The sequence below is a fragment of the Paraburkholderia ginsengiterrae genome (genome assembly GCF_001645125.1).
Taxonomy (GTDB): domain Bacteria; phylum Pseudomonadota; class Gammaproteobacteria; order Burkholderiales; family Burkholderiaceae; genus Paraburkholderia; species Paraburkholderia ginsengiterrae.
The window spans coordinates 36,841-57,770 of record NZ_LXKA01000254.1; the positions used below are offsets into that span (position 1 = coordinate 36,841).

A 20,930-nucleotide genomic window follows, 5' to 3' on the forward strand; every position below is an offset into this window, starting at 1 on the left:
AGGCGGAACAGGCGGTGAAAGCGCGCGCTGTCCAATCGACCGGACGCTTGGCAAGCGTGGCACACTTCGCAGTGGTCGGTGATCCGGGCTGTTGCTCCAGTCCACGTGTTTTTTTTCGCGCTGGTTAAATCAACGGCATGAAGCTTGCTTTTTGGCGGGCTGCCATCCTTCGTCCAGGAGTCCGGTGTGTCCATACGCGTCGCGTTGCATCACGTCACACATTACCGCTACGACAGGCTGGTTTCGCTGTCGCCCCAGGTCGTGCGTCTGCGGCCGGCGCCGCATTGCCGGACCCCGATCCTGTCGTATTCCATGCGGGTCGAGCCGGCCCAGCACTTCGTCAACTGGCAGCAGGACGCCTTCGCCAACTATCAGGCGCGCCTCGTATTCCCGGAGAAGACCCGCGAATTCAAGGTGACGGTGGATCTGATCGCCGAGATGGCGGTCTACAACCCGTTCGATTTCTTTCTAGAACCCTCGGCCGAGCAATTCCCCTTCGAGTATTCGTCGGACCTCGCGCTGGAGCTCGCCCCGTACCGCATCAAGCGGCCGATGACGCCGCGCTTCGCCGAGTTCGTGGCGAGTATCGACCGTACGCCCGCTCGCACCTCCGACTTCCTCGTCGCGCTGAATCAGCGGCTGCAACATGAGATCCGCTACCTGATCCGGATGGAGCCGGGGGTGCAGACGCCCGAGGAAACGCTGGTGAACGCCTCGGGCTCGTGCCGCGACTCGGGCTGGCTGCTGGTCGAGACCTTGCGGCAATTGGGGCTCGCCGCGCGCTTCGTGTCCGGCTACCTGCTGCAGCTTGCGCCCGACGTCAAATCCATCGACGGCCCGAGCGGCACGGAGGTCGATTTCACCGACCTGCACGCGTGGTGCGAGGTGTACCTGCCGGGCGCCGGCTGGATCGGCTTCGATCCGACTTCGGGCCTGCTGGCGGGAGAAGGGCATATCCCCGTCGCCTGCACGCCGGAGCCGGGCAGTGCAGCGCCGATCTCCGGCGCCGTCGACGAGTCCGAGGTCGAGTTCGCGCACACCATGTCGATCGAACGGATCCTGGAGACGCCGCGCGTCACCAAGCCGTATAGCGAGGAGGCATGGGCCGATGTGCTCAAAATGGGCGCGCAGGTCGACCAGCAGCTCGCCGGCATGGACGTGCGCCTGACCATGGGCGGCGAGCCGACCTTCGTCTCGGTGCGCGACCGCGACGCCGCCGAATGGAACACCGACGCGCTCGGCCCGACCAAACGCGGCTACGCGGTGGCGCTGATGGACAAGCTGCGCTCGCGCTACGGCGCGAACGGCTTCCTGCATATCGGCCAGGGCAAGTGGTATCCCGGCGAGCAATTGCCGCGCTGGGCGATGTCGCTGTACTGGCGCGCCGATGGCGAGCCGTGCTGGCACAACCCGGCGCTCTTCGGCGACGAACGCGAGCCCGGCAACTACACCGCCGCCGACGCCCAGCGTTTCATCGCGCATCTCGCGACCAAACTGGCGCTCGACACGGACTGCATCCAGCCCGGTTTCGAGGACGTCTGGTACTACCTGTGGCGCGAGCGCCGCCTGCCCGTCAACGTCGATCCATTCGACGCCCGGCTCGACGACGAACTCGAGCGCGTGCGTCTGCGTCGCGTGTTCGACGCGGGCCTCTCGCAAGCAACCGGTTATGTGCTGCCGCTCGCACGCGAACGCGACGTGCCGCACCAGTCGCCGAAGTGGGTCAGCGGCCGCTGGTTCTTCCGCGACGAGCGCATGTATCTGATTCCGGGCGATTCGCCGATGGGTTATCGCCTGCCGCTCGACACGCTGCCCTGGGTGTCGAAGACCGACTACCCGTATCAGCACGCGCATGATCCGTTCGCGCCGCCCGTGCCCTTGCGATCGGCCGCACAGTTGCGCCTGCAATACGACGGCGCGCCGCAGACGGTGAGCCCGGCCGATGCACGGCGGGCGGCGGCGTTGTCTTCCTCGGCGGCGGACTTGCTGAGCGGCATGCCGGGCGCCGGCGTGCTTGCCTTTGCGCCGCAGCGTGGCGACGGCGAGGCGCCGGCGCGCGGCCAATCGTCGAAGGAAACGATCCGCACGGCGATTTGCGTCGAAGCGCGCGACCCCAAGCGCGCCGCCGGCCCGAAGGCCGAAACGGCGGCGTTCGGCAGCGGCCGCACGCTGCTGCATGTGTTCATGCCGCCGCTCACGGAACTCGACGACTATCTCGAACTGCTCGCGGCGGTCGAAGCGACGGCGGCCGAGTTGCGCATGCAGGTGGTGCTCGAAGGCTATCCGCCGCCGCGCGATGCGCGCCTCAAAATGTTGCAGGTGACGCCGGACCCCGGTGTGATCGAAGTGAACATTCACCCGGCGGCGAATTGGGATCAACTGGTCGATCACACGGAGTATCTGTACCAGTCGGCGCATGAAAGCTATCTCAGCAGCGAGAAGTTCATGACCGACGGCCGGCACACCGGCACCGGCGGCGGCAATCACTTCGTGCTCGGCGGCGCGACACCCGCCGACAGCCCGTTCCTGCGCCGCCCCGATCTGCTCGCCAGCCTGCTCGCGTACTGGCACAACCATCCTTCACTGTCGTACCTGTTCTCGGGCCTGTTCATCGGACCGACCAGCCAGGCGCCGCGGATCGACGAAGCCCGCAACGATCAGGTCTATGAGCTCGAAGTGGCGTTGCGCGAATTGCAGCGGCAGATCGACCTGCTCGGCGGCCGCGATAGCGCGAGCCTGCCGGCCTGGATGATCGACCGCTCGTTGCGCAACATCCTGATCGACGTGACGGGCAATACGCACCGCGCCGAGTTCTGCATCGACAAACTCTATTCGCCCGATGGTCCTACCGGCCGTCTCGGCCTGCTCGAACTGCGCGGTTTCGAAATGCCGCCGCACGCGCGCATGAGTCTCGTGCAGCAACTGTTGCTGCGCGCGCTGGTGGCGCGCTTCTGGCATACGCCGTACACGCAGCGGCTCACGCGTTGGGGCACCGAACTGCACGACCGCTTCCTGCTCGGCACTTTCGTCAAGATGGATTTCGACGACGTGCTCGGCGAGTTGAACCGCGCGGGCTTCGCGTTCGACAGCAGCTGGTTCGCGCCGCACTTCGAATTCCGTTTCCCGCTGGTTGGCGAGGTCTCGGTGAACGGCATCGAGCTGACGATCCGCAGCGCCCTCGAACCGTGGCACGTGATGGGCGAGGAAGGCTCCCCGGGCGGCACGGTGCGTTACGTGGATTCATCGGTGGAACGGCTCGAAGTGCGCGCGCTGGGCCTGAACGGCAACCGCCACGTAGTGACCGTCAACGGGGTGCCGGTGCCGTTGCAGCCGACCGGCCGCGTCAGCGAATATGTGGCCGGTGTGCGTTTTCGCGCGTGGTCGCAGCCGTCGGCGCTGCATCCGACCATCGGCGTGGACGCGCCACTCACTTTCGATCTGGTCGATACATGGACTGCCCGCTCGGTGGGCGGATGCCAGTATCATGTCGCTCATCCGGGCGGGCGCAGTTACGACACCTTCCCGGTCAACGCCTACGAGGCTGAAAGCCGGCGGCGCGCGCGTTTCTACGCGTCGGGACATACGCCGGGGCCGCTCACGGTCGATGAGCCGCAGCGCGGTCTCGAGTTTCCGTTCACGCTGGACCTGCGCTACTGGTAAAACTGTTAAAACGCTGCACACGCTTAAAACGACATAACCTTGGCTTTCCAATCGACTTTTCCCTTCGAAACGTCCGCGGCTCGCGCGGACGCTTCGTCCTTGTTGCGCCTTTTGCCGGCCTACGAGGGACACTGGGACGAGTTGCGCGACGCCTCGGGCGCATTGCGCGAACCATGGCGGGAGTTTTTCGAGCGCCTCGGCGACGTCGGCATCGCGCGGCTCGAGGATCACCGCGCATCGCTCGCGCAGCAGATTCGCGATAACGACATCAGCTACAACGTCTACGCCGATAAGGGCGTGCCGCGGCCGTGGGCGCTCGACCTGCTGCCGTTCCTGATCAGCGAGGCCGAGTGGGCGCATATCGAGCGGGGCGTGACGCAGCGCGCGCATCTGCTCAACGCGATCGTCGCCGATGTTTACGGGCCGCAGACCTTGCTGCAACGCGGGCAATTGCCGCCCGCGCTGGTGTTCGGGCATCCCGGCTATCTGCGCCCGGTGAAGGGCTACACGCCGCCTGGCGGTCAATTCCTGCAGGTGGTCGCGGTCGATCTGGCGCGCACGCCCGGCGGCGACTGGACGGTGATGGCGCACCGCACCGAGGCGCCGTCCGGTCTCGGGTATGCGCTGGAAAACCGCCTGATCGTGTCGGCGCTATTCGCGGATCCGTTCCGCGCCTTGCGCGTGAGCCGCCTCGCGCCGACCTATTCGCAGCTGATCGCGACGCTCGTGCAGGCGGCGCAGGCCACCATGCGGCATGACAGCGAGGGGGCGGACAGGTCGCCGCATATCGCCTTGCTCACGCCGGGGCCGTTCAGCGAAACCTACTTCGAACATGTGTTCCTCGCGCGCTATCTCGGCGTCACGCTGGTCGAAGGCAAAGACCTGACCGTTCGCGACGACAAGCTCTATCTGAAGACACTCGGCGGTCTCGAACGCGTGCACGTGGTGCTGCGCCGTCTCGACGACGCCTTCTGCGACCCGGTCGAACTGCGGGCCGATTCCAGCATCGGCGTGCCCGGTTTGCTGCAGGTGATGCGCGCGGGCAATGTGATCGTCTCGAACGTGCCGGGCTCGGGCTTCGTCGAATCGCCGGCGCTGCACGGTTTTCTGCCGGGCATCGCCGAAGTGCTGCTCGAGGAAGATCTCGTGCTGCCGAGCGTGGCCACGTGGTGGTGCGTCCGGCAGACGGCGGTCGGGCACGCATTCGCGCGGATGGACGACGCGTTCATCGTGCCGACATGGCCGGTGGCCGCCCGCGACGCGCCACCCGGCGTGGAGCAGGGCCGGCAGCGGCTGGCGGCGTGGCGTGAGCGCATCGAGGCGATGCCCGACACCTTCACGATCCAGCAGGCGCTGCGCTTTTCCTGCACGCCGCGTTACGAAGAAGGCACGATTGGCCGTCGCCCCTCGGTACTGCGCGTCTACGCGATTGCCGATGCCAGCGGCGGCTGGCATGTCATGCCGGGCGGCTTCACGCGCATGGCGGCGGAGCGCCAGGCCACAGTGTCAATGCAGTACGGCGGCAGCAGCGTCGACACGTGGGTGCTGTCGAGCCAGCCGACGTCGACCTTCACGCTGCTGCCCTCGCCGATCCAGCCGGCCGACCTCGCGCGCAAGCATCGCACCGTGTCGAGCCGTGCGGCGGAAAACCTGTTCTGGGCCGGACGCTACGGCGAACGCGCCGAAAACAACGTGCGCCTGTTGCGCCTGATTCTCGGCTCGCTGGAAGGCAACGATGCCGAGGCCATGTTCCCGACCCTGGTCGAACTTGCGCTGTACTGCGGCCTCGTGCAGTCCGGCGACATGTCCGCGCCGCATTCGCCGCAAGCCTTCGAGCGCGCGCTGGTCGCGAACCTGAGCGAGAGCACCGGCACTGCGAGCATCGGCCAGAATCTGAGCGCGCAGGCGCGCTCGAACGGCGAAGTGCGCGGGCGGCTCTCGAACGATCACTGGCGCATGATTCTCGCGGCCCGCAACGACTTCCGCGATGCGTTGCAGGAGTTGATGCCGGCTCCGGGTGTTGGCGGCGCGGCATCGCCAGGCGAGGGCAACGGAATTGCCGGCACCAATCGCAACGACCGCAGCAACGGCAGCGGCAACGCCAATGGCGCCACGAATTGCTGCGGCGAACGCTACGACCGTCTCACGCTGATGGACGCGCTCGAACACCTGTCGGTGCAGCTATCGGCGATCAGCGGCGCCCAGGGCGACCGCATGACGCGCGACGAAGCGTGGCGGCTGCTTTTCGTGGGACGGCACATCGAACGTGTGTCGGCCATGACCTCCATTTTGCGCATCGTCGCGGATCACGGACAGCTTGCCACGCCCGCCGGATTCGACCTGCTGCTGCAACTGTTCGACAGCACGCTGACCTATCGCGCGCTCTATCCGGGCCGCTTCGAAGTGCCTGCCTTGCTCGACCTGCTCGTGATCGAACCGACCAATCCGCGCGGCGTTTACGGCGTGTACGAACGGTTGCGCAAAAAGCTCGACGAGATCGCGGTGGCGGCGGGCAGTACGCGGCATCGTCCGTTCGCCGAACTGATGGCGCCCGTCGCTTCTCTGCCGACGCTCGAATCGCTGTGCACCGTCGACGAAAGCAAGGACTACGGCAATCTGATGGCGGTATGCGATCAGATCGGCACGTATGCCGGCGCGGCCGCGCATGAAATCAGCGCGCGCTATTTCAGTCACGCCAGCACGATTGCCTCGCAGGTGTGGTCATGAAGCACGCGCCGACCGTGCTGTCCGTTTCGCATCGCACGACCTATCACTACTCCACGTATGTGGAAACCGCGCAGCATCTCGCCACGATCCGGCCGATCGCCTGCGCGTGGCAGCGTGTGGTCTCGCACGGCGAGAAGATCGAGCCGGAGCCTTCGTATCTGAACAGCCGTATCGACGCGTTCGGCAACGATGTGCTGTATTTCGCGCTCGATGCGCCGCACGAACGCCTGCAACTGGTCAGCGAAACCATCGTGGCGCTCACGCCGCGCTGGACCGACCTCGACCCGGACGCGACCCCGGCATGGGACGAACTGGCCGAGGCGCTGCGCTTTAGCGTCGGTGGAAAGTTCCGGCCCGAAGTGGAGTTCTGTTTCGCGTCGCCGAACATCGTGCCGCGCCCGTCGCTGCGCGACTATGCGGAACCGAGCTTTCCGCCCGGCGTACCGGTCGCCGCGGGCGCGATCGATCTGATGCACCGCATTCATGCGGACTTTGAGTACAAGCCTTCGGCGACGATGTTCGACACGCCTGCCGAGCGCGCCTTCGAATTGAAGAGCGGCGTCTGCCAGGACTTCGCGCAGGTGATGATCGGCTGTTTGCGCTCGCTGGGTTTGCCGGCGCGCTATGTGAGCGGTTATCTGCGCAACGATCCGCCGCCCGGCCAGCCGCGTCTGATCGGCGCGGACGCGTCGCATGCGTGGGTGTCGGTGCATTGTCCCGGCAGTGGCTGGATCGATCTCGACCCGACCAACGACGTGCTCGCCGATACGGACCACGTGACGCTCGCCATTGGGCGCGACTACAGCGACGTGTCCTTGCTGCGCGGCATGATTCTCGGCGGCGGCGCGCATCGGGTGGAAGTGGGCGTCACGGTGCTTGCGCTTTAAGCCTTCCAGCAAGTGTTTTTCTAGTCAGACGAATGCCGGCGGCGTGCCGCGCATCGGCCGCCGCACGTTCATTGATCCCGGCTCGGGGAAAACCCTCTCCATCAATTCCCATTGAGCGAGAATTCAATTTTTGAATTTTGAGAACGTTCTGGCATGCTGAACGCATGATTAGTTGCGGGTCGTGTCATCGTGAATGCGGAACAGGGTGTAACAGGGGCTGAGCGGGTACTGCTGGTGCTGGCGGCGCTTGCCAGTCACGGCAAGGCCATGTCGGTGAAGGATCTGCTGGCGGTGACCGGACTCGCGCAAAGCACGTTGTACCGGCAGATCGCCTTGCTCAAGCGCTGGGGTTTCGTCGCGGAAAACGCCGGACATTACGCACCGGGTCCGATCAGCTTGCAGCTTGCGCTCGGCTTCGACGTGAACTCGCTGCTCGTTGAAGCGAGCCGCAGCGAGATGCAGCAGCTCGCGCGCGCCTCGCAGGAAAGCATCGGGCTGGTGGTGGCTGTCAAGCATCAGGTCATGTGTCTCGAGATGGTCGACAGCCAGCACTCGCTGCGCTGCTCATTCGAGAAGGGCCGCGCGGTGCCGCTCAAGGCGGGTGCGTCGGCGAAATCGCTGCTCGCCTTCATGGCCGACAAGGCACGCACCGAAGTACTCGATAACGTGTTCGCCAACGATCCGGCCGGCCGCGCCGCGATTGAAGCCGAACTCGAACAGATTCGCGCCCAGGGTTACGCCGTCAGCGACAGCGAGGTGGACCCTGGCGTGTGGGGCGTGAGCGCCCCGATCTTTCACCGCAGCGGACGCGGCGCCGGCTGCAGCGCATCGATCACGCTGATGGCGCCGTCCACGCGCGCTATCGGCCGCGAAAGCCAATTCATCGACGGGACGCTACGTACGGCCCGCGCTATTTCCGAGCATTTGCAAACCGATTGAACGGACTTGACCAAACTGATTCAATCCGGATTCCGAACGAATTGAGTCAGCCAAACGAACCACAAGGAGGCTACCCCATGAAACTGCAACGACTGTTGTCTCTCGCCTGCGTGACCTTTGCAGTGACTTTCGCCGGATTCACCGGCGCCGCTTCAGCACAAACGCCGGACGTGCTGAACGTCGCCACCGACGCCACCTTCCCGCCGATGGAGTACACCGAGAACGGCGCGCACACCGGCTTCGACGTCGACATGATGAATGCGCTCGCCAAGGCGATGGGCAAGCGCGTGCAATGGACCGACATCGACTTCAAAGGGCTGATTCCGGGCTTGATCGCGCATCGCTTCGATGTCGCCATCTCCGGCATCTACATCACGGATGAGCGCGCGAAAGTGGTCGATTTCACCGACTCGTATTACGCGGGCGGCCTCGTCGCACTGGTGAAGGCCGATTCGCCGATCAAGTCGGTCGCGGAGTTGAACGGCAAGAAAGTCTCGGTTCAGGTGGGCACGAAGTCGGTGAACTTCCTGCGCGACAACTTCCCGCAGATCAATCGCGTTGAAGTGGAAAAGAACCAGGAAATGTTCGACCTCGTGGGCATTGGCCGCGCCGATGCCGCCGTGACCGGCAAGCCTGCCGCGTATCAGCTCGTGCGCACGCGCGGCGGTTTCCGCGTGCTCGAAAAGCCGCTGACGACCGAAGCCTACGGCATTGCCGTGCGCAAGGACGAGCCGCAACTGAAAGCCGCGCTCAATACCGCGCTCGCGAAGATCAAGGCCGACGGCACGTATGCGGCGATCGTCAAGAAGTGGTTTGGTCCGAGCGCGCAATAATAGGCAGAGCAAACCAAATGGAACTCGATTTTTCGCCGGTGATTGCCGGCTTGCCGGACATCATGCATGGCGCGGTGGTGACGGTCGAAGTGACCGCCGCCTCGCTCGCGCTGAGCTGTCTGCTTGGCCTGTTGATCGGCATTGGCCGGCTCTCGCCGCAGCGGCGCGTGGTGTACGGCTTGTGTACCGCCTATCTGACGTTCTTCCGCGGCACGCCGTTGCTCGTGCAACTCTTTCTCCTGTTCTTCGGCTTGCCGCAATTCGGCATTCTGCTGCCGGCGTTCGTGTGCGGCATGCTCGGGCTCGGTTTCTATTCCGCGGCCTACGTGTCGGAGATCGTGCGTGGTGCGATCCAGTCGGTGGATCGCGGGCAGATGGAAGCGGCGCGTTCGATCGGCATGTCGTCGGGGCAGGCCATGCGCGCGATTATTCTGCCGCAAGCCATCGTTCGGATGATCCCGCCGCTTGGCAACGAGTTCATCGCGCTGATCAAGAACTCCGCGCTGGTGTCGCTGCTGACGATCGACGATCTGATGCATGAAGGGCAGAAGATTATCAGCGTGTCGTACCGTTCACTCGAAGTGTATCTGGCGATTGCGCTGGTCTATCTGGTGTTGACGCAGGCGACCAATTACGCACTGCATCGTGTCGAGCGCCGTTTGCGTGCAGGAGGGATGGTGCAATGAATACCGTGGCCAATGGTAATGGACCTATTGTCAGCATCCGCGGGCTGACCAAATCGTTCGGCTCGCATACGGTGCTCAACGGCATCGACTTCGACATCCAGCCGCAGCAGGTCGTGGTGGTGATCGGGCCGAGCGGCTCGGGCAAGAGCACGTTCCTGCGCTGCTGCAACGGCCTCGAGCAGGCCGAAGGCGGCACGATCGATATCTGCGGGCATCGGCTGGTCGATCACGGCGCGATGCTCAAGGAGCGTTCGCTGAATGCGCTGCGCACCGAGGTCGGCATGGTGTTTCAGTCGTTCAATCTGTTTCCGCATCTGTCGGTGCTGCATAACATCACCGTCGGGCCGCGTATGCTGCGCGGCGCCAGCAAGGCAGAGGCCGAAGCGGCCGCGCTCGCGTTGCTGGAAAAGGTCGGGCTCGCGCACAAGGCGCATGTCATGCCGGCGAGCCTCTCAGGCGGGCAGAAGCAACGGGTGGCGATTGCCCGGGCGCTCGCCATGCAACCGCGCGTGATGCTGTTCGACGAACCGACCTCCGCGCTCGATCCGGAACTCGTCGGCGAGGTGCTGCAGGTCATGAAGCTGCTCGCCAGCGAGGGCATGACGATGGTGGTCGTCACGCACGAAATGGGTTTCGCGAAAGAAGTCGCCGACGTGGTGGTGGTGATGGACGGCGGCGTGATCGTCGAGGCGGGACCGCCGGCCGAGATTTTCTCGGCGCCTTCGCAGCCGCGCACGCGGGCATTCTTGCAGGCGGTGTTGTCGCGCGCATGAGAGTTCCATTCGATGACAAGGTGTGGGCCGGCCGTTCCGACGACGGCGAGCCCGGCGACACGCGGCGCATTTTCAATCAGGTCGCGCCGTTCGGCACGGCGCAGCGGCTGCAAGGCGAAACGCCGGTGATCGTCGGGTTTGGATCAGATGAAGGCGTGCGCCGCAATCAGGGCCGCGTTGGCGCGGCACACGCACCGAAGGAGTTGCGGCGCGCGCTGGCGGGCTTGCCGGCCAAGGCCAACATGGCGTCGCTCACCGACGCGGGCGACGTGGTGTGCGACGACGGCGATCTCGAAAGCGCGCAGCTGGAACTGGCCAACGTGGTGAGCGAGGTACTGGCGAGCGGCGGCCGTCCGTTGGTTTTTGGCGGCGGACATGAGGTGGCGTGGGGCACTTATAGCGGCTGGCGTCTGCATCAGGCGGGTGAGGCCGCTGGGGCGACCGAATCGGCCACGTCGCGCAAGCTGCTGATCATCAACTTCGACGCGCACTTCGACTTGCGCCAGAAGCGTCCGGCGAACTCAGGCACGCCGTTTGACCAGATTGCGAACGACTGTGCGCAACGAGGCGTACCGTTCGACTATATCTGTTTCGGTGTCAGCGATCTGGGTAACACAGCTTCGCTGTTCGCGCACGCCGAGCGGCTCGGCGTGCGCTATCTGCTCGATGCAGACATGCAGGAGAACCAGTTGCCGCAGCGCCTGCGCGAGCTTGAACAGTGGCTGGAGGCGGTGGACGACGTCTATCTGACCATTGATCTCGACGTGCTGCCGGCTGCCACGGCGCCAGGGGTGTCGGCGCCTGCGGCATTAGGTGTGCCGTTGTCGGTGGTCGAGGCGATGGTGCGATGCGTGCGCGAATCAGGCAAGCTGCGCGTGGCGGATATCGCCGAGTACAATCCTTCACTCGATCAGGACAGGCGCACCGCGATGGCGGCCGCCCGGCTGGCTTACCGTTTGTTGTAGCCAGGCCGGCGCGCTTTGCGCCACCGGCAAACACGCCCGGCTCGCCGGATTGGTCCAGCAGGCCGGGTTCCTCCCTGCGGCAGATTTCGTAATACACTCTCCAAAAGCAGATAAACTTGACAGTGTGCGTATGCACATATAGACTGCGTTTTATGACCCGACCTCTCTCTTACGACGAATGTAACTGCTTCGCGCTGCGTCAGGCGGCGCGTCGCGTCACGCAGATCTACGAACGCCATCTCGGCGCCGTAGGGCTGACGGCCGCGCAGTTCACGATTCTCGCCAAGCTCGCGCGCACGCCGAACCAGCCCATGGCGGATCTGGCGGATTCCATGGTAATGGAGCGCACCACGCTGGTTCGCGCCATGAAACCCTTGCAGCGCGACGGTCTGGTGGTTGCGGAGCAGGCAGAGCATGACAGCCGCACGCTTCTGTTCAGTCTGACGGATCAGGGCGAAGCGACGTTCGATCAGGCGGCAATCGCATGGCGTGCCGCGCAGAATGAGTTTGAGAAGAAGTTCGGCCATGCGCGCGCCAAAACGCTGCGCGCCGAGCTGTTCAGCATTACCGCTTAGTTGAGGTGTAGAGGCCCGTTTCGGCGGGTACACATGCGTCATTTGATGTGCGTATGCACTAATGAGTAAGGAAGCGCAGCAATGGAAGGACTTTTCGACGACGACTGCTTCGCCATCCGCCAGGCCGCCCGTCATGTCTCGCAACTTTATGATCGCCATCTGGCGAAGGTCGGACTGACCATTACGCAATTTTCGTTGCTCAGGCGGCTGAGCCGCACCGGGCCGATGACGATGAAGCAGATCGCGGAAGCCATGCGCATGGATCGCACCACGCTGGTCCGTACGATCCAGCCGCTGCGTCGCAATGGTCTGGTATTGAGCGAGGCGCGCGGCGCGGATGTGCGGGCGCTGTCGATTTCGCTCACGGCCGCGGGTGAAGCGCGGCTGGCGGCAAGCCGTGAGCATTGGAAAGCGGCGCAAACCGAGTTCGAGCATCGTTTCGGCAAGCAACGCGCGGCCGCGCTGCGTGGCGAGTTGCTTGCCATCACACAGGACTGAATCTGAATCTGACGCTGCGCGTGCAGCGAAGCATCGGCGCCGCAGTATCACGCGCTTTTTTTGTAACGTAACGAGTGCATACACACATACAGACATCATGTCCACTACACCTTCGACTATCGCACCGCCGAGCGCGGAGCATATTGCCAAACCGGCAAGGCGCGTGCCCTGGATGCAGCTCGCGATTATCTCGGTCCTAGCCGTGCTGGCGCTTGCGGCGTCGTACTGGTTCTTTGTTGGCCGCTTCATCGAAACGACCGACGACGCGTACGTAGGCGGCGATGTCACCGTGATGGCGCCCAAGGTGAACGGTTTCGTTACGGACGTGCTCGTGCAGGACAACCAGTTCGTCCACGCGAATCAGGTCTTGATCCGGCTCGATGCGCGCGACTACGACGCGCGTCTCGCACAGGCCACCGCCGAAGTGCAGAGCGCACAGGCCGCGGTGACCGAGTTGCAGGCGAAAAAGTCCCTGCAGCTTGCCACCATCAACGAGCAGGCCGCGGAGGTTCGTGCCTCCGGCGCCGAACTGACGCGCAGCGCCGCCGATCAGACGCGCTACCGTCAACTGGTGAAGGACGACGCGGTATCGAACCAGGTGGTCGAGCGCGCCGACGCCGATCTGACGAAGGCTCATGCCGCGGTGGATCGCAGCAGTGCCGCGCTGATTGCCGCGCAACGCCAGATTGCGGTGCTCGACGCACAGATCGGCGACGCCGAGGCGCGCATTGCGACGGCTCAGGCTGCCCAGCGCGTCGCGGCGCTGAACGTCGAATACACGACGATTCGCTCGCCGATCGACGGTTATGTCGGCAATCGCACCGCGCGGGTCGGCCTGCTGGCGAACACGGGGGTGTCGCTGCTGACCGTGGTGCCGTCGAGCGGATTGTGGATCGACGCCAACTTCAAGGAAGACCAGTTGAAGAAGATGCACGTCGGTGACCGGGTCGACGTCGATCTCGACGCTTCGAGCAAGCGCATCAGCGGTGTAGTGGAAAGCCTCGCGCCCGCCACCGGTGCGACTTTCAGCGTGCTGCCCGCCGAAAACGCCACGGGCAACTTCACGAAGATCGTGCAGCGCGTGCCGGTGCGTGTGCGTCTCGACGTGCCGAAGGACATGCAAGGCGTGCTGCGTCCGGGCCTCTCGGCCACGGTGAAAGTTCATGTCGACGGCGAAAACACGCCGGCCCGCGGATAAACCGACCATGACCGAAGTCCTTGACAACCCCGCCGACCTGCCACAGCGCATCAAGGTTTTCGCCTTTTCGCTGATGTGCCTTGGCTTTTTCATGGCGACGCTCGATATCCAGATCGTGGCATCGTCGCTCAGAGACATCGGCGGCGGCCTGTCCGCGAGCCAGGACGAACTCTCGTGGGTGCAGACGTCGTATCTGATCGCGGAAATTCTGGTGATTCCGATGTCCGGCTGGCTCACCCGCGTGTTCTCCACGCGCTGGGTGTTCGCGTTCTCCGCGCTCGGCTTTACGATCACCAGCATGTTGTGCGGTTTGGCGTGGGACATCAACTCGATGATCCTGTTCCGCGGTTTGCAGGGCGCGCTCGGCGCCGCGATGATCCCGACGGTGTTCACCACGGCGTTCGTGCTGTTTCCCGGCAAGGAGCGCCTGATCGCGTCCACGACCATCAGCGCGCTCGCCACGCTCGCTCCGACCATCGGCCCCGTGATAGGCGGCTGGATCACCTCGCAATGGTCGTGGCACTGGCTGTTCTATCTGAACCTGGTGCCAGGCGCCGCCGTCACGCTGCTGGTGCCGAAGTACGTGCACTTCGACAAGGTCGATCTGTCATTGCTGAAAAAAGGCGACTATCTCGGCATCCTGCTGATGTCCGGTTTTCTGGGTTGCCTGGAATACGTGCTGGAGGAAGGACCGCGCAAGAACTGGTTCGGCGACGACGTGATCATCGCTTGCACGTGGGTGGCGGCGATCTGCGGATTCCTGTTCATCGTGCATGCGTTCACCGCGAAAGAGCCGATCGTCGATCTGCGCGCAATGGCGATCCGCAACTTCGGTATCGGCAGTCTGCTGTCGTTCATTACCGGGATCGGGATTTTCTGCGCAGTGTTCCTGACGCCGGTATTTCTGGCGCGTGTGCGCGGCTTCGATTCGTTGCAGATCGGTGTGGCGCTGTTGTCGGTCGGGTGTTTTCAATTGGTCGCGATGGTGGCCTATTCGTTCCTCGCACGCGTCGTCGACATGCGGGTGCTGCTGGTGTTCGGGCTGGTGCTGTTCGGCGTCGGCTGCTATCTGTATGTACCCCTGACCAATCAGTGGGGCTGGCAGGAGTTGCTAATCCCGCAGGCGTTGCGCGGCATCGGCCAGCAGTTCTGCATTCCGCCCATTGTGACGATGGCGCTGGGCTCATTGCCGATGTCGAGATTGCGATCGGCGAGCGGCCTTTTTAACCTGATGCGCAATCTTGGTGGCGCTATCGGCATTGCAGTGAGCAGCACGATGCTCAATGACCGTTTGAACCTTCACTACGAGCGGCTCGATGAACACCTGAGCGCCGGCCGTCCGGTGGTCGAATCGATCTTGCAGCAGCAGAGCGCGCATTTCGCGGCGGTGGGCGGAGACGTGCTGAACGCGGCCGGCGCCGGACTCGGCGCGTTGCACGAGGTGTTGATGCGCGAAGCACTCGTGCTGACATTCTCCGACACGTTTTTCGCGCTGTCGCTCTGTTTCCTGGTCGGTTTGCTGAGCGTGCTGTTCTCGCGCCCGTTTGGCAACACCGCGCCGCCGCCTGATGCTCATTGAGAAATTCAACATGAAACCGATTTTTCTGAAAGTACTGGCGAGCGCCGCGTTGCTGACGCTGGCGGCGTGCGCGGTGCAACCGGCCACGCATGCCGATTTGCCGCAGACCGTAAAAACCGTCGCACCCGCGGCATGGAGCGTCGACGCACCGCAGGACAGCGTGAATGCGCGCGCGTGGTGGGACCAATTCGGCGACCCGGTGATGCATCAGCTGGTCGAATCCGTGTTGACCAGCAATCTCGACGTGCAGGCAGCGGTGGAGCGCGTCAAGCAGGCGCAGGATATCGTCACGCAGAATCACGCGGCTTTGCTGCCCGAGTTGAACGCGAGTGCAACCGCGTCCGACTCGCGTCAGAACACGCCGCCACCGCTCGGCTATGTGCGCCAGGCCGGAGCAGGTTTGACGGCAAGCTGGACGCCCGATGTATTCGGCGGTGAGCGTCTTGCCGTACTGGCCGCGCAGGCGCAAGTGTCGGGACGTCAGTCGGCCTTGAACGAGGTGCGGCTCGCGCTCGCGGCCAACACCGCAGCGGCGTATATCGATCTGCGTTGGGCGCAATCGCAACTGCAGATTCTCAACGACAACGAGCAGATCCGCGCGCGCGCGCTGAAGCTCACGCAGGAGCGATTGCATTACGGACTGTCGACGCAGCTCGACGTCGCTCGCGCGCAGAACCAGTTGGAAGACTTGCAGGCGTAGATTCCGCGCGTGCAGTCGGCCGTGCAGCATCAATTGAGTCTGATTGCGGTGTATTCGGGGCGTACGCCGGAGAGCGTCGACAGTTTGCTGCTGACCGCTGCGCGTGAGATTCCGGTGCCCGCACAAAGCGTGCCGCAGACGCTGCCGTCCGAAGCGCTATTGCAGCGGCCCGACGTGCGCACGGCGTACGCCACGGTCGAACAGCGCGCGGCGGAAGTGGGTGTGTCGAATGCGCAGCGCTATCCGCAGTTCAAGCTCAATCTCGCCGATGGCCTGCTCGCTTCGTCTTACCTCGGCCTGCCGACGCTTACCGACAATCTCTTTAGCGCAGCGTTGAGCGCGACGAGTCCGATCTTCAATGCCGGCCGCATTACCGCGAATATCGACGCGAGCGAAAGCCGCATGCGCGAATCGCAACTCGGCCTGCAGCAAACCATGCTGCAGGCGTTGAAGGAAATCGAAGACAACCGCAGCGATCTGGTGAGCGGCGCGGTTCAGGTGCAGCGTCTGGGCGGTGCGCTCGATGCATCGAGCCAGGCGCTGCGTCTGTCGACCGAACTCTACAAGGGCGGCGCGTCGAGCTTCCTCGACGTGCTCGCCGCGCAGGAGGCGTATCTGCTCGACTCGGAATCGTTGAATCAGGCCAAACGTGAGCATGCGCTCTCGGCGGTCGCGTTGTACCGGTCGCTTGGCGGCGGCTGGGATGTCCCTGAAACGGCCACGGCGTTGTCAGCGAATAACTGACCTACGGCGTGGCAAAGGCAGTGATGAACCAACTGGAGAGAAGTGATGGCGAGTACACGTGAAGTAGTGATCTGCAATCCGGTGAGAACACCGGTCGGCGCATTCGGCGGATCGCTGAAAGAAGTACCGGCGACCGAACTCGGCGCCGTGGCCGTGCGTGAGACGCTCAAGCGCAGCGGTCTCGACGGGGCCGCGCTGGCGTCGGTGGTCATGGGCAATGTGATTCAGGCCGGCAACAAGATGAATCCCGCACGTCAGGCGTCGATCGGCGGCGGTGTGCCGGTGGCCGTGCCGGCGTTGACGGTCAATCGCGTGTGCGGCTCGGGTGCTCAGGCCATCGCTTCGGCAGCGCAGGAAATCCTGCTGGGTCTCGGCGATGCCGCCGTGGCAGGCGGCATGGAGAACATGGACCGCGCGCCGTATCTGCTCGACGGCGGCCGTTGGGGCTACCGCATGGGCAACGCGCAGATTCATGACAGCCTGCTGCGCGATGGCCTCGTCGACGCGTTCTCGAACGAGCATTCCGGCTGGCATACCGAAGACCTCGTGGCGCAATTCGACCTCACGCGTGAAACGCAGGACCGTTGGGCCGCCCGCTCGCAACAGCGATTCGCGGAAGCGCAGGCGCGCGGCGATTTCGACGCCGAACTGGCCGCGGTTGAAATCGCGAGCCGCAAGGGTCCGCAGCAGTTCACGCGGGATGAACAGCCGCGCCCCGACACGACGGTGGAAACGCTGGCCAAACTGCGTCCGGCATTCCGTCCGGATGGCACGATTACCGCCGGCAATGCCCCTGGCCTGAACGCCGGCGCCGCGGCAATGCTGGTGGCCGAGCGCGGTTTCGCGGAAGCACGCGGCATCGCGCCGGCGGCGCGGCTCGTAGCCTATGGTGTCGCGGCGGTGGAACCCGGCATGTTCGGCTTGGGTCCGGTGCCCGCCGTGCAGATGGCGCTGGCGCGAGCCGGCTGGCAATTGAGCGATGTCGAGCGTTTCGAAATCAATGAAGCGTTCGCGGCCGTGCCTCTCGCCGTTGCGCGCAGTCTCAACATCGCGGAAGAATTGATCAACGTGCAAGGCGGCGCGATTGCGCACGGCCATCCCATCGGCGCAACGGGTGCCGTGCTGACCACGCGGCTCATCCATTCGATGCGGCGCGACGGTCTGAAGCGCGGCATCGTCACGCTGTGCATCGGCGGCGGGCAGGGGATCGCGCTGGCACTGGAAACGCTGTAACTATCGGGGAAAAGCGGCAGGTGCATCGGCGTGCGAAATACGCCGGTGCACCTGCCGCATCGTTATGGATTGAAGCGGCGCAATGCGCGGCGCATCAAACGTCGCGCATTCTCAGGTAATCGAACGCGATCTCGCATTTAAAGTTTTTCCTCCAGCATCCGTTTCGTTTAGCATCAGTACCACTTTCACAAGAACGTCACGAGACATGGCACTGATCGCACGAAACGCACTCGGTATTGCTGTCCTGCTGCTCATCGCTTTCATCTTTTCAACCAATCGCCGCGCCATCCGCTTACGGACCGTAATCAGCGCGCTGCTGGCGCAGATCGGTATCGGCGCATTCATTCTTTTCGTGCCGGTCGGCAAGTCGATCCTCGCGGCCGCCGCGGCGGGCGTCAATGACGTGCTCGGCTACGGCAACGCGGGCATCGAGTTCCTGTTCGGCGGCCTCGTGCAGGCGAAGATGTTCCAGGTCTTCGGCGACGGCGGATTCGTGTTCGCCGTGCGTGTGCTGCCGGCCATCATCTTCGTGACGGCGCTGATCTCCGTGCTGTACTACATCGGCGTTATGCGCTGGATCGTGATCGTGCTTGGCACGGTGTTCCAGAAGCTGCTGGGCGTGTCGAAGATCGAATCGTTTTCGGCGGTCACCACGATCTTCCTCGGTCAAAGCGAAATGCCCGCGGTGGTCAAACCGTTTACGCGCGACATGACCGGCGCAGAACTGTTCGCCGTGATGTCGAGCGGCATGGCGGCGGTGGCCGGCTCGGTGCTGGCGGGTTACGCCGGGCTCGGCGTGCGCATCGAATATCTGCTGGCTGCGTCGTTCATGGCGGTGCCGGGCGGCCTGCTGTTCGCGAAGATCATTCACCCGACCACCGAGTCGAGCCGCGTGCATCTCGAGAACCTCAACTTCGACGAGAAGCGCCCCGCCAACGTGATCGAGGCCGCGAGTTCCGGCGCGACGGTGGGCCTGAAAATCGCCGTGATGGTCGGCGCGATGCTGATTGCGTTCGTCGGGCTGATTGCGCTGCTCAACGGGGTGGTGGGCGGTATTGGCGGCTGGTTCGGCCATCCGCAACTGTCCATGCAATCGGTGCTCGGCGTCGTGTTCGCGCCGCTCGCGTATCTGATCGGCGTGCCGTGGCACGAAGCCGCGATCGCCGGCAACTTCCTCGGGCAGAAGATCATTCTCAATGAGTTCGTCGCCTATGCGTCGCTGTCGCCGTATCTGAAAGACGCGGCGAGCGTGAGCGCGGCCGGCTTGCAGGTGCTCGATCCGCGCACCCTTGCTATCCTCTCGTTTGCATTGTGCGGCTTCGCGAATTTTGCGTCGATTGCGGTGCTGACGGGCGGCTTTAGCGCCGTCGCGCCCGAACGCCGCTCCGAGGTTGCGCGCTACGGCCTGCGTGTCGTGCTTGCAGCGACGCTCTCGAACCTGATGAGCGCCACGATTGCGGGCATGTTCCTTACGCTGAACTGAATCGGGGATCGTTGTATGACCATGGAACAACTGTTGGAACGCGCGGGCGTGGCGCGAGAGAAGGCCTATGCGCCGTATTCGAAATTCAAGGTCGGCGCGGCGCTGCTGACGAAAGACGGGCAGGTATTCGACGGCTGCAACGTCGAGAATGCTTCGTATGGCTTGTGCAATTGTGCGGAGCGGACGGCGTTTTTCAGCGCCATTGCCGCGGGCTACCAGCGCGACCAGTTCGCCGCGCTCGCGGTAATCGGCGATACGGACGGCCCGATTGCACCGTGCGGCGCGTGCCGCCAGGTGATCATCGAACTGGGCGGCCCCGATTTGCCGATTCGCCTCGGCAATCTGCATGGCGCGACGCGCGACACCACCGCGCGTGAACAACTGCCGGACGCGTTCTACCTATGAGCAAGCACAAGGTCATTTACGACACCGATCCCGGTGTGGACGATGCCATGGCGCTGGTTTTCCAGACACTGCATCCGGATATCGAACTGCTGGGTGTAACCAGCGTATTCGGCAACGCAACCATCGAGACGACCACGCGCAACGCGCGCTATCTGGCCGGACGGTTCACCGCGGGCGTGCCGGTCGCTCAGGGCGCGGCCGCGCCGCTCAAACGCGCCGCGCCCGAGCCGCTCGCGTGGATTCACGGCGACAACGGGCTCGGCAATATCGCGTTGGATATCACGGAGCAGGCCGCGCTCGACCCGCGCCCCGCCCACCGCTTTATCGTCGACACGGTGCGCGCGCATCCCGGCGAAGTCACGCTGATCGCAGTGGGGCCGCTCACGAACCTCGCTCTCGCGCTCGCCGAGGATCCGCAGATTGCTGCGCTCGTCAAACAGGTGGTGCTCATGGGCGGCGCGTTCGGCACGGACGGTGTGCTCGGCAACGTCACGCCCGCGGCGGAGGCTAACATTCTGTGCGACCCGGATGCGGCCGATATCGTGTTCGGCGCGGCCTGGCCGGTCGTGATCGTCGGTCTCGACGTCACGCAACGCACCATCATGAGCCGCGACTATATGGCAACGCTGCGGGATCGCGGCGGCGCGGCAGGCCGGTTCGTGTGGGACGTCTCGCGCCACTACGAGGCTTTTCACGAGCAAAGCGCGCAGCTTGCGGGTATCTACGTGCACGATTCGTCGGCGGTTGCCTATGTGCTCGCACCGCATCTCTTTACGACCCGCAGCGGCCCCGTGCGCGTGCTGACCGACGGAATCGCGGTGGGCCAAACCATTCAGAAGCCATCGGACATGCCCGTGCCCGCGCCGGACTGGGATAGCCGGCCCGAATGCAAAGTCTGTCTGGACGTGGACGTGCCGGGCATGCTCGCGCTCTACGAGCACACTATCTGCGGCACGCTTTGAAAGACCTGGCGCCGCCCACGCGTTAAGCTCGCTGAAACGCTAAGGCGGCCGCCATGGCACGCGAATTGATCTGACGTATATGG

16 protein-coding genes and 1 pseudogene are annotated in these 20,930 nt (G+C 64.2%); all 17 read left to right on the plus strand.

Going from position 1 to position 20,930, the window contains the following annotated elements:
* Window positions 1-186 precede the first annotated feature (186 nt).
* The 17 genes and pseudogenes from A6V37_RS19440 (at window position 187) to A6V37_RS19520 (ending at window position 20,847) form a co-directional block, all read left to right on the plus strand.
* Window positions 187-3,660: a transglutaminase family protein gene (locus tag A6V37_RS19440; RefSeq protein WP_064286230.1), complete on the plus strand. Its 3,474-nt coding sequence runs from the start codon at window positions 187-189 to the stop codon at window positions 3,658-3,660.
* A 39-nt stretch (window positions 3,661-3,699) separates the two neighbouring features.
* Window positions 3,700-6,387 (plus strand): circularly permuted type 2 ATP-grasp protein, encoded by a 2,688-nt coding sequence (locus tag A6V37_RS19445; RefSeq protein WP_064286231.1) that lies wholly within the window; start codon window positions 3,700-3,702, stop codon window positions 6,385-6,387.
* Window positions 6,384-7,274, plus strand: coding sequence for a transglutaminase family protein (locus A6V37_RS19450; RefSeq protein WP_064267352.1), 891 nt, complete (start codon window positions 6,384-6,386; stop codon window positions 7,272-7,274). The genes A6V37_RS19445 and A6V37_RS19450 overlap by 4 nt, the downstream gene beginning before the upstream one ends.
* A gap of 189 nt (window positions 7,275-7,463) precedes the next feature.
* The gene (locus A6V37_RS19455; protein WP_064267351.1) at window positions 7,464-8,213 is read left to right on the plus strand and encodes an IclR family transcriptional regulator; all 750 of its coding nucleotides are present in this window, start codon (window positions 7,464-7,466) and stop codon (window positions 8,211-8,213) included.
* A 77-nt stretch (window positions 8,214-8,290) separates the two neighbouring features.
* On the plus strand, window positions 8,291-9,046 hold the full coding sequence (locus A6V37_RS19460) for a transporter substrate-binding domain-containing protein (protein ID WP_064267350.1): 756 nt from the start codon (window positions 8,291-8,293) through the stop codon (window positions 9,044-9,046).
* A gap of 17 nt (window positions 9,047-9,063) precedes the next feature.
* Complete coding sequence (locus A6V37_RS19465; RefSeq protein ID WP_064267349.1) at window positions 9,064-9,732, plus strand: amino acid ABC transporter permease; 669 nt, start codon at window positions 9,064-9,066, stop codon at window positions 9,730-9,732.
* Entirely contained in the window at window positions 9,729-10,505 is a 777-nt protein-coding gene (locus A6V37_RS19470; RefSeq protein ID WP_064267348.1) for an amino acid ABC transporter ATP-binding protein, read from the plus strand. The genes A6V37_RS19465 and A6V37_RS19470 overlap by 4 nt, the downstream gene beginning before the upstream one ends.
* Window positions 10,502-11,470: a formimidoylglutamase gene (gene hutG / locus A6V37_RS19475; protein WP_064267347.1), complete on the plus strand. Its 969-nt coding sequence runs from the start codon at window positions 10,502-10,504 to the stop codon at window positions 11,468-11,470. Before A6V37_RS19470 ends, hutG begins: the two co-directional genes overlap by 4 nt.
* Before the next feature lie 152 nt (window positions 11,471-11,622).
* A complete protein-coding gene (locus tag A6V37_RS19480) occupies window positions 11,623-12,045 on the plus strand; it encodes a MarR family winged helix-turn-helix transcriptional regulator (protein ID WP_064267346.1) in 423 nt (140 codons plus the stop codon).
* Window positions 12,046-12,126: 81 nt separating this feature from the next.
* Complete coding sequence (locus A6V37_RS19485) at window positions 12,127-12,543, plus strand: MarR family winged helix-turn-helix transcriptional regulator (RefSeq protein WP_064267345.1); 417 nt, start codon at window positions 12,127-12,129, stop codon at window positions 12,541-12,543.
* 97 nt (window positions 12,544-12,640) lie between these two features.
* Window positions 12,641-13,741: an HlyD family secretion protein gene (locus A6V37_RS19490; protein ID WP_207547608.1), complete on the plus strand. Its 1,101-nt coding sequence runs from the start codon at window positions 12,641-12,643 to the stop codon at window positions 13,739-13,741.
* A gap of 7 nt (window positions 13,742-13,748) precedes the next feature.
* Window positions 13,749-15,320, plus strand: a complete 1,572-nt coding sequence (locus tag A6V37_RS19495) for a DHA2 family efflux MFS transporter permease subunit (protein WP_064286232.1) — start codon at window positions 13,749-13,751, stop codon at window positions 15,318-15,320.
* A 10-nt stretch (window positions 15,321-15,330) separates the two neighbouring features.
* A pseudogene (locus A6V37_RS19500) lies at window positions 15,331-16,764 on the plus strand (efflux transporter outer membrane subunit).
* 45 nt (window positions 16,765-16,809) lie between these two features.
* Window positions 16,810-17,997 (plus strand): thiolase family protein, encoded by a 1,188-nt coding sequence (locus tag A6V37_RS19505; RefSeq protein WP_064286233.1) that lies wholly within the window; start codon window positions 16,810-16,812, stop codon window positions 17,995-17,997.
* A 205-nt stretch (window positions 17,998-18,202) separates the two neighbouring features.
* On the plus strand, window positions 18,203-19,480 hold the full coding sequence (locus tag A6V37_RS19510; RefSeq protein ID WP_064267341.1) for a NupC/NupG family nucleoside CNT transporter: 1,278 nt from the start codon (window positions 18,203-18,205) through the stop codon (window positions 19,478-19,480).
* 15 nt (window positions 19,481-19,495) lie between these two features.
* Window positions 19,496-19,885 carry a cytidine deaminase gene (locus tag A6V37_RS19515; protein WP_064267340.1) on the plus strand — a complete coding sequence of 130 codons (390 nt, stop codon included), beginning with the start codon at window positions 19,496-19,498 and terminating at the stop codon, window positions 19,883-19,885.
* Window positions 19,882-20,847, plus strand: coding sequence for a nucleoside hydrolase (locus A6V37_RS19520; protein WP_064267339.1), 966 nt, complete (start codon window positions 19,882-19,884; stop codon window positions 20,845-20,847). The genes A6V37_RS19515 and A6V37_RS19520 overlap by 4 nt, the downstream gene beginning before the upstream one ends.
* Window positions 20,848-20,930: the final 83 nt, after the last annotated feature.

Coding starts and splice junctions, on each gene's coding strand:
- A6V37_RS19470 (WP_064267348.1), top strand. CDS start 9,729: ATGAATACCGTGGCCAATGGTAATGGACCTATTGTCAGCATCCGCGGG.
- A6V37_RS19505 (WP_064286233.1), top strand. CDS start 16,810: ATGGCGAGTACACGTGAAGTAGTGATCTGCAATCCGGTGAGAACACCG.
- A6V37_RS19490 (WP_207547608.1), top strand. CDS start 12,641: ATGTCCACTACACCTTCGACTATCGCACCGCCGAGCGCGGAGCATATT.
- A6V37_RS19495 (WP_064286232.1), top strand. CDS start 13,749: ATGACCGAAGTCCTTGACAACCCCGCCGACCTGCCACAGCGCATCAAG.
- A6V37_RS19510 (WP_064267341.1), top strand. CDS start 18,203: ATGGCACTGATCGCACGAAACGCACTCGGTATTGCTGTCCTGCTGCTC.
- A6V37_RS19450 (WP_064267352.1), top strand. CDS start 6,384: ATGAAGCACGCGCCGACCGTGCTGTCCGTTTCGCATCGCACGACCTAT.
- hutG (WP_064267347.1), top strand. CDS start 10,502: ATGAGAGTTCCATTCGATGACAAGGTGTGGGCCGGCCGTTCCGACGAC.
- A6V37_RS19465 (WP_064267349.1), top strand. CDS start 9,064: ATGGAACTCGATTTTTCGCCGGTGATTGCCGGCTTGCCGGACATCATG.
- A6V37_RS19515 (WP_064267340.1), top strand. CDS start 19,496: ATGACCATGGAACAACTGTTGGAACGCGCGGGCGTGGCGCGAGAGAAG.
- A6V37_RS19460 (WP_064267350.1), top strand. CDS start 8,291: ATGAAACTGCAACGACTGTTGTCTCTCGCCTGCGTGACCTTTGCAGTG.
- A6V37_RS19480 (WP_064267346.1), top strand. CDS start 11,623: ATGACCCGACCTCTCTCTTACGACGAATGTAACTGCTTCGCGCTGCGT.
- A6V37_RS19485 (WP_064267345.1), top strand. CDS start 12,127: ATGGAAGGACTTTTCGACGACGACTGCTTCGCCATCCGCCAGGCCGCC.
- A6V37_RS19520 (WP_064267339.1), top strand. CDS start 19,882: ATGAGCAAGCACAAGGTCATTTACGACACCGATCCCGGTGTGGACGAT.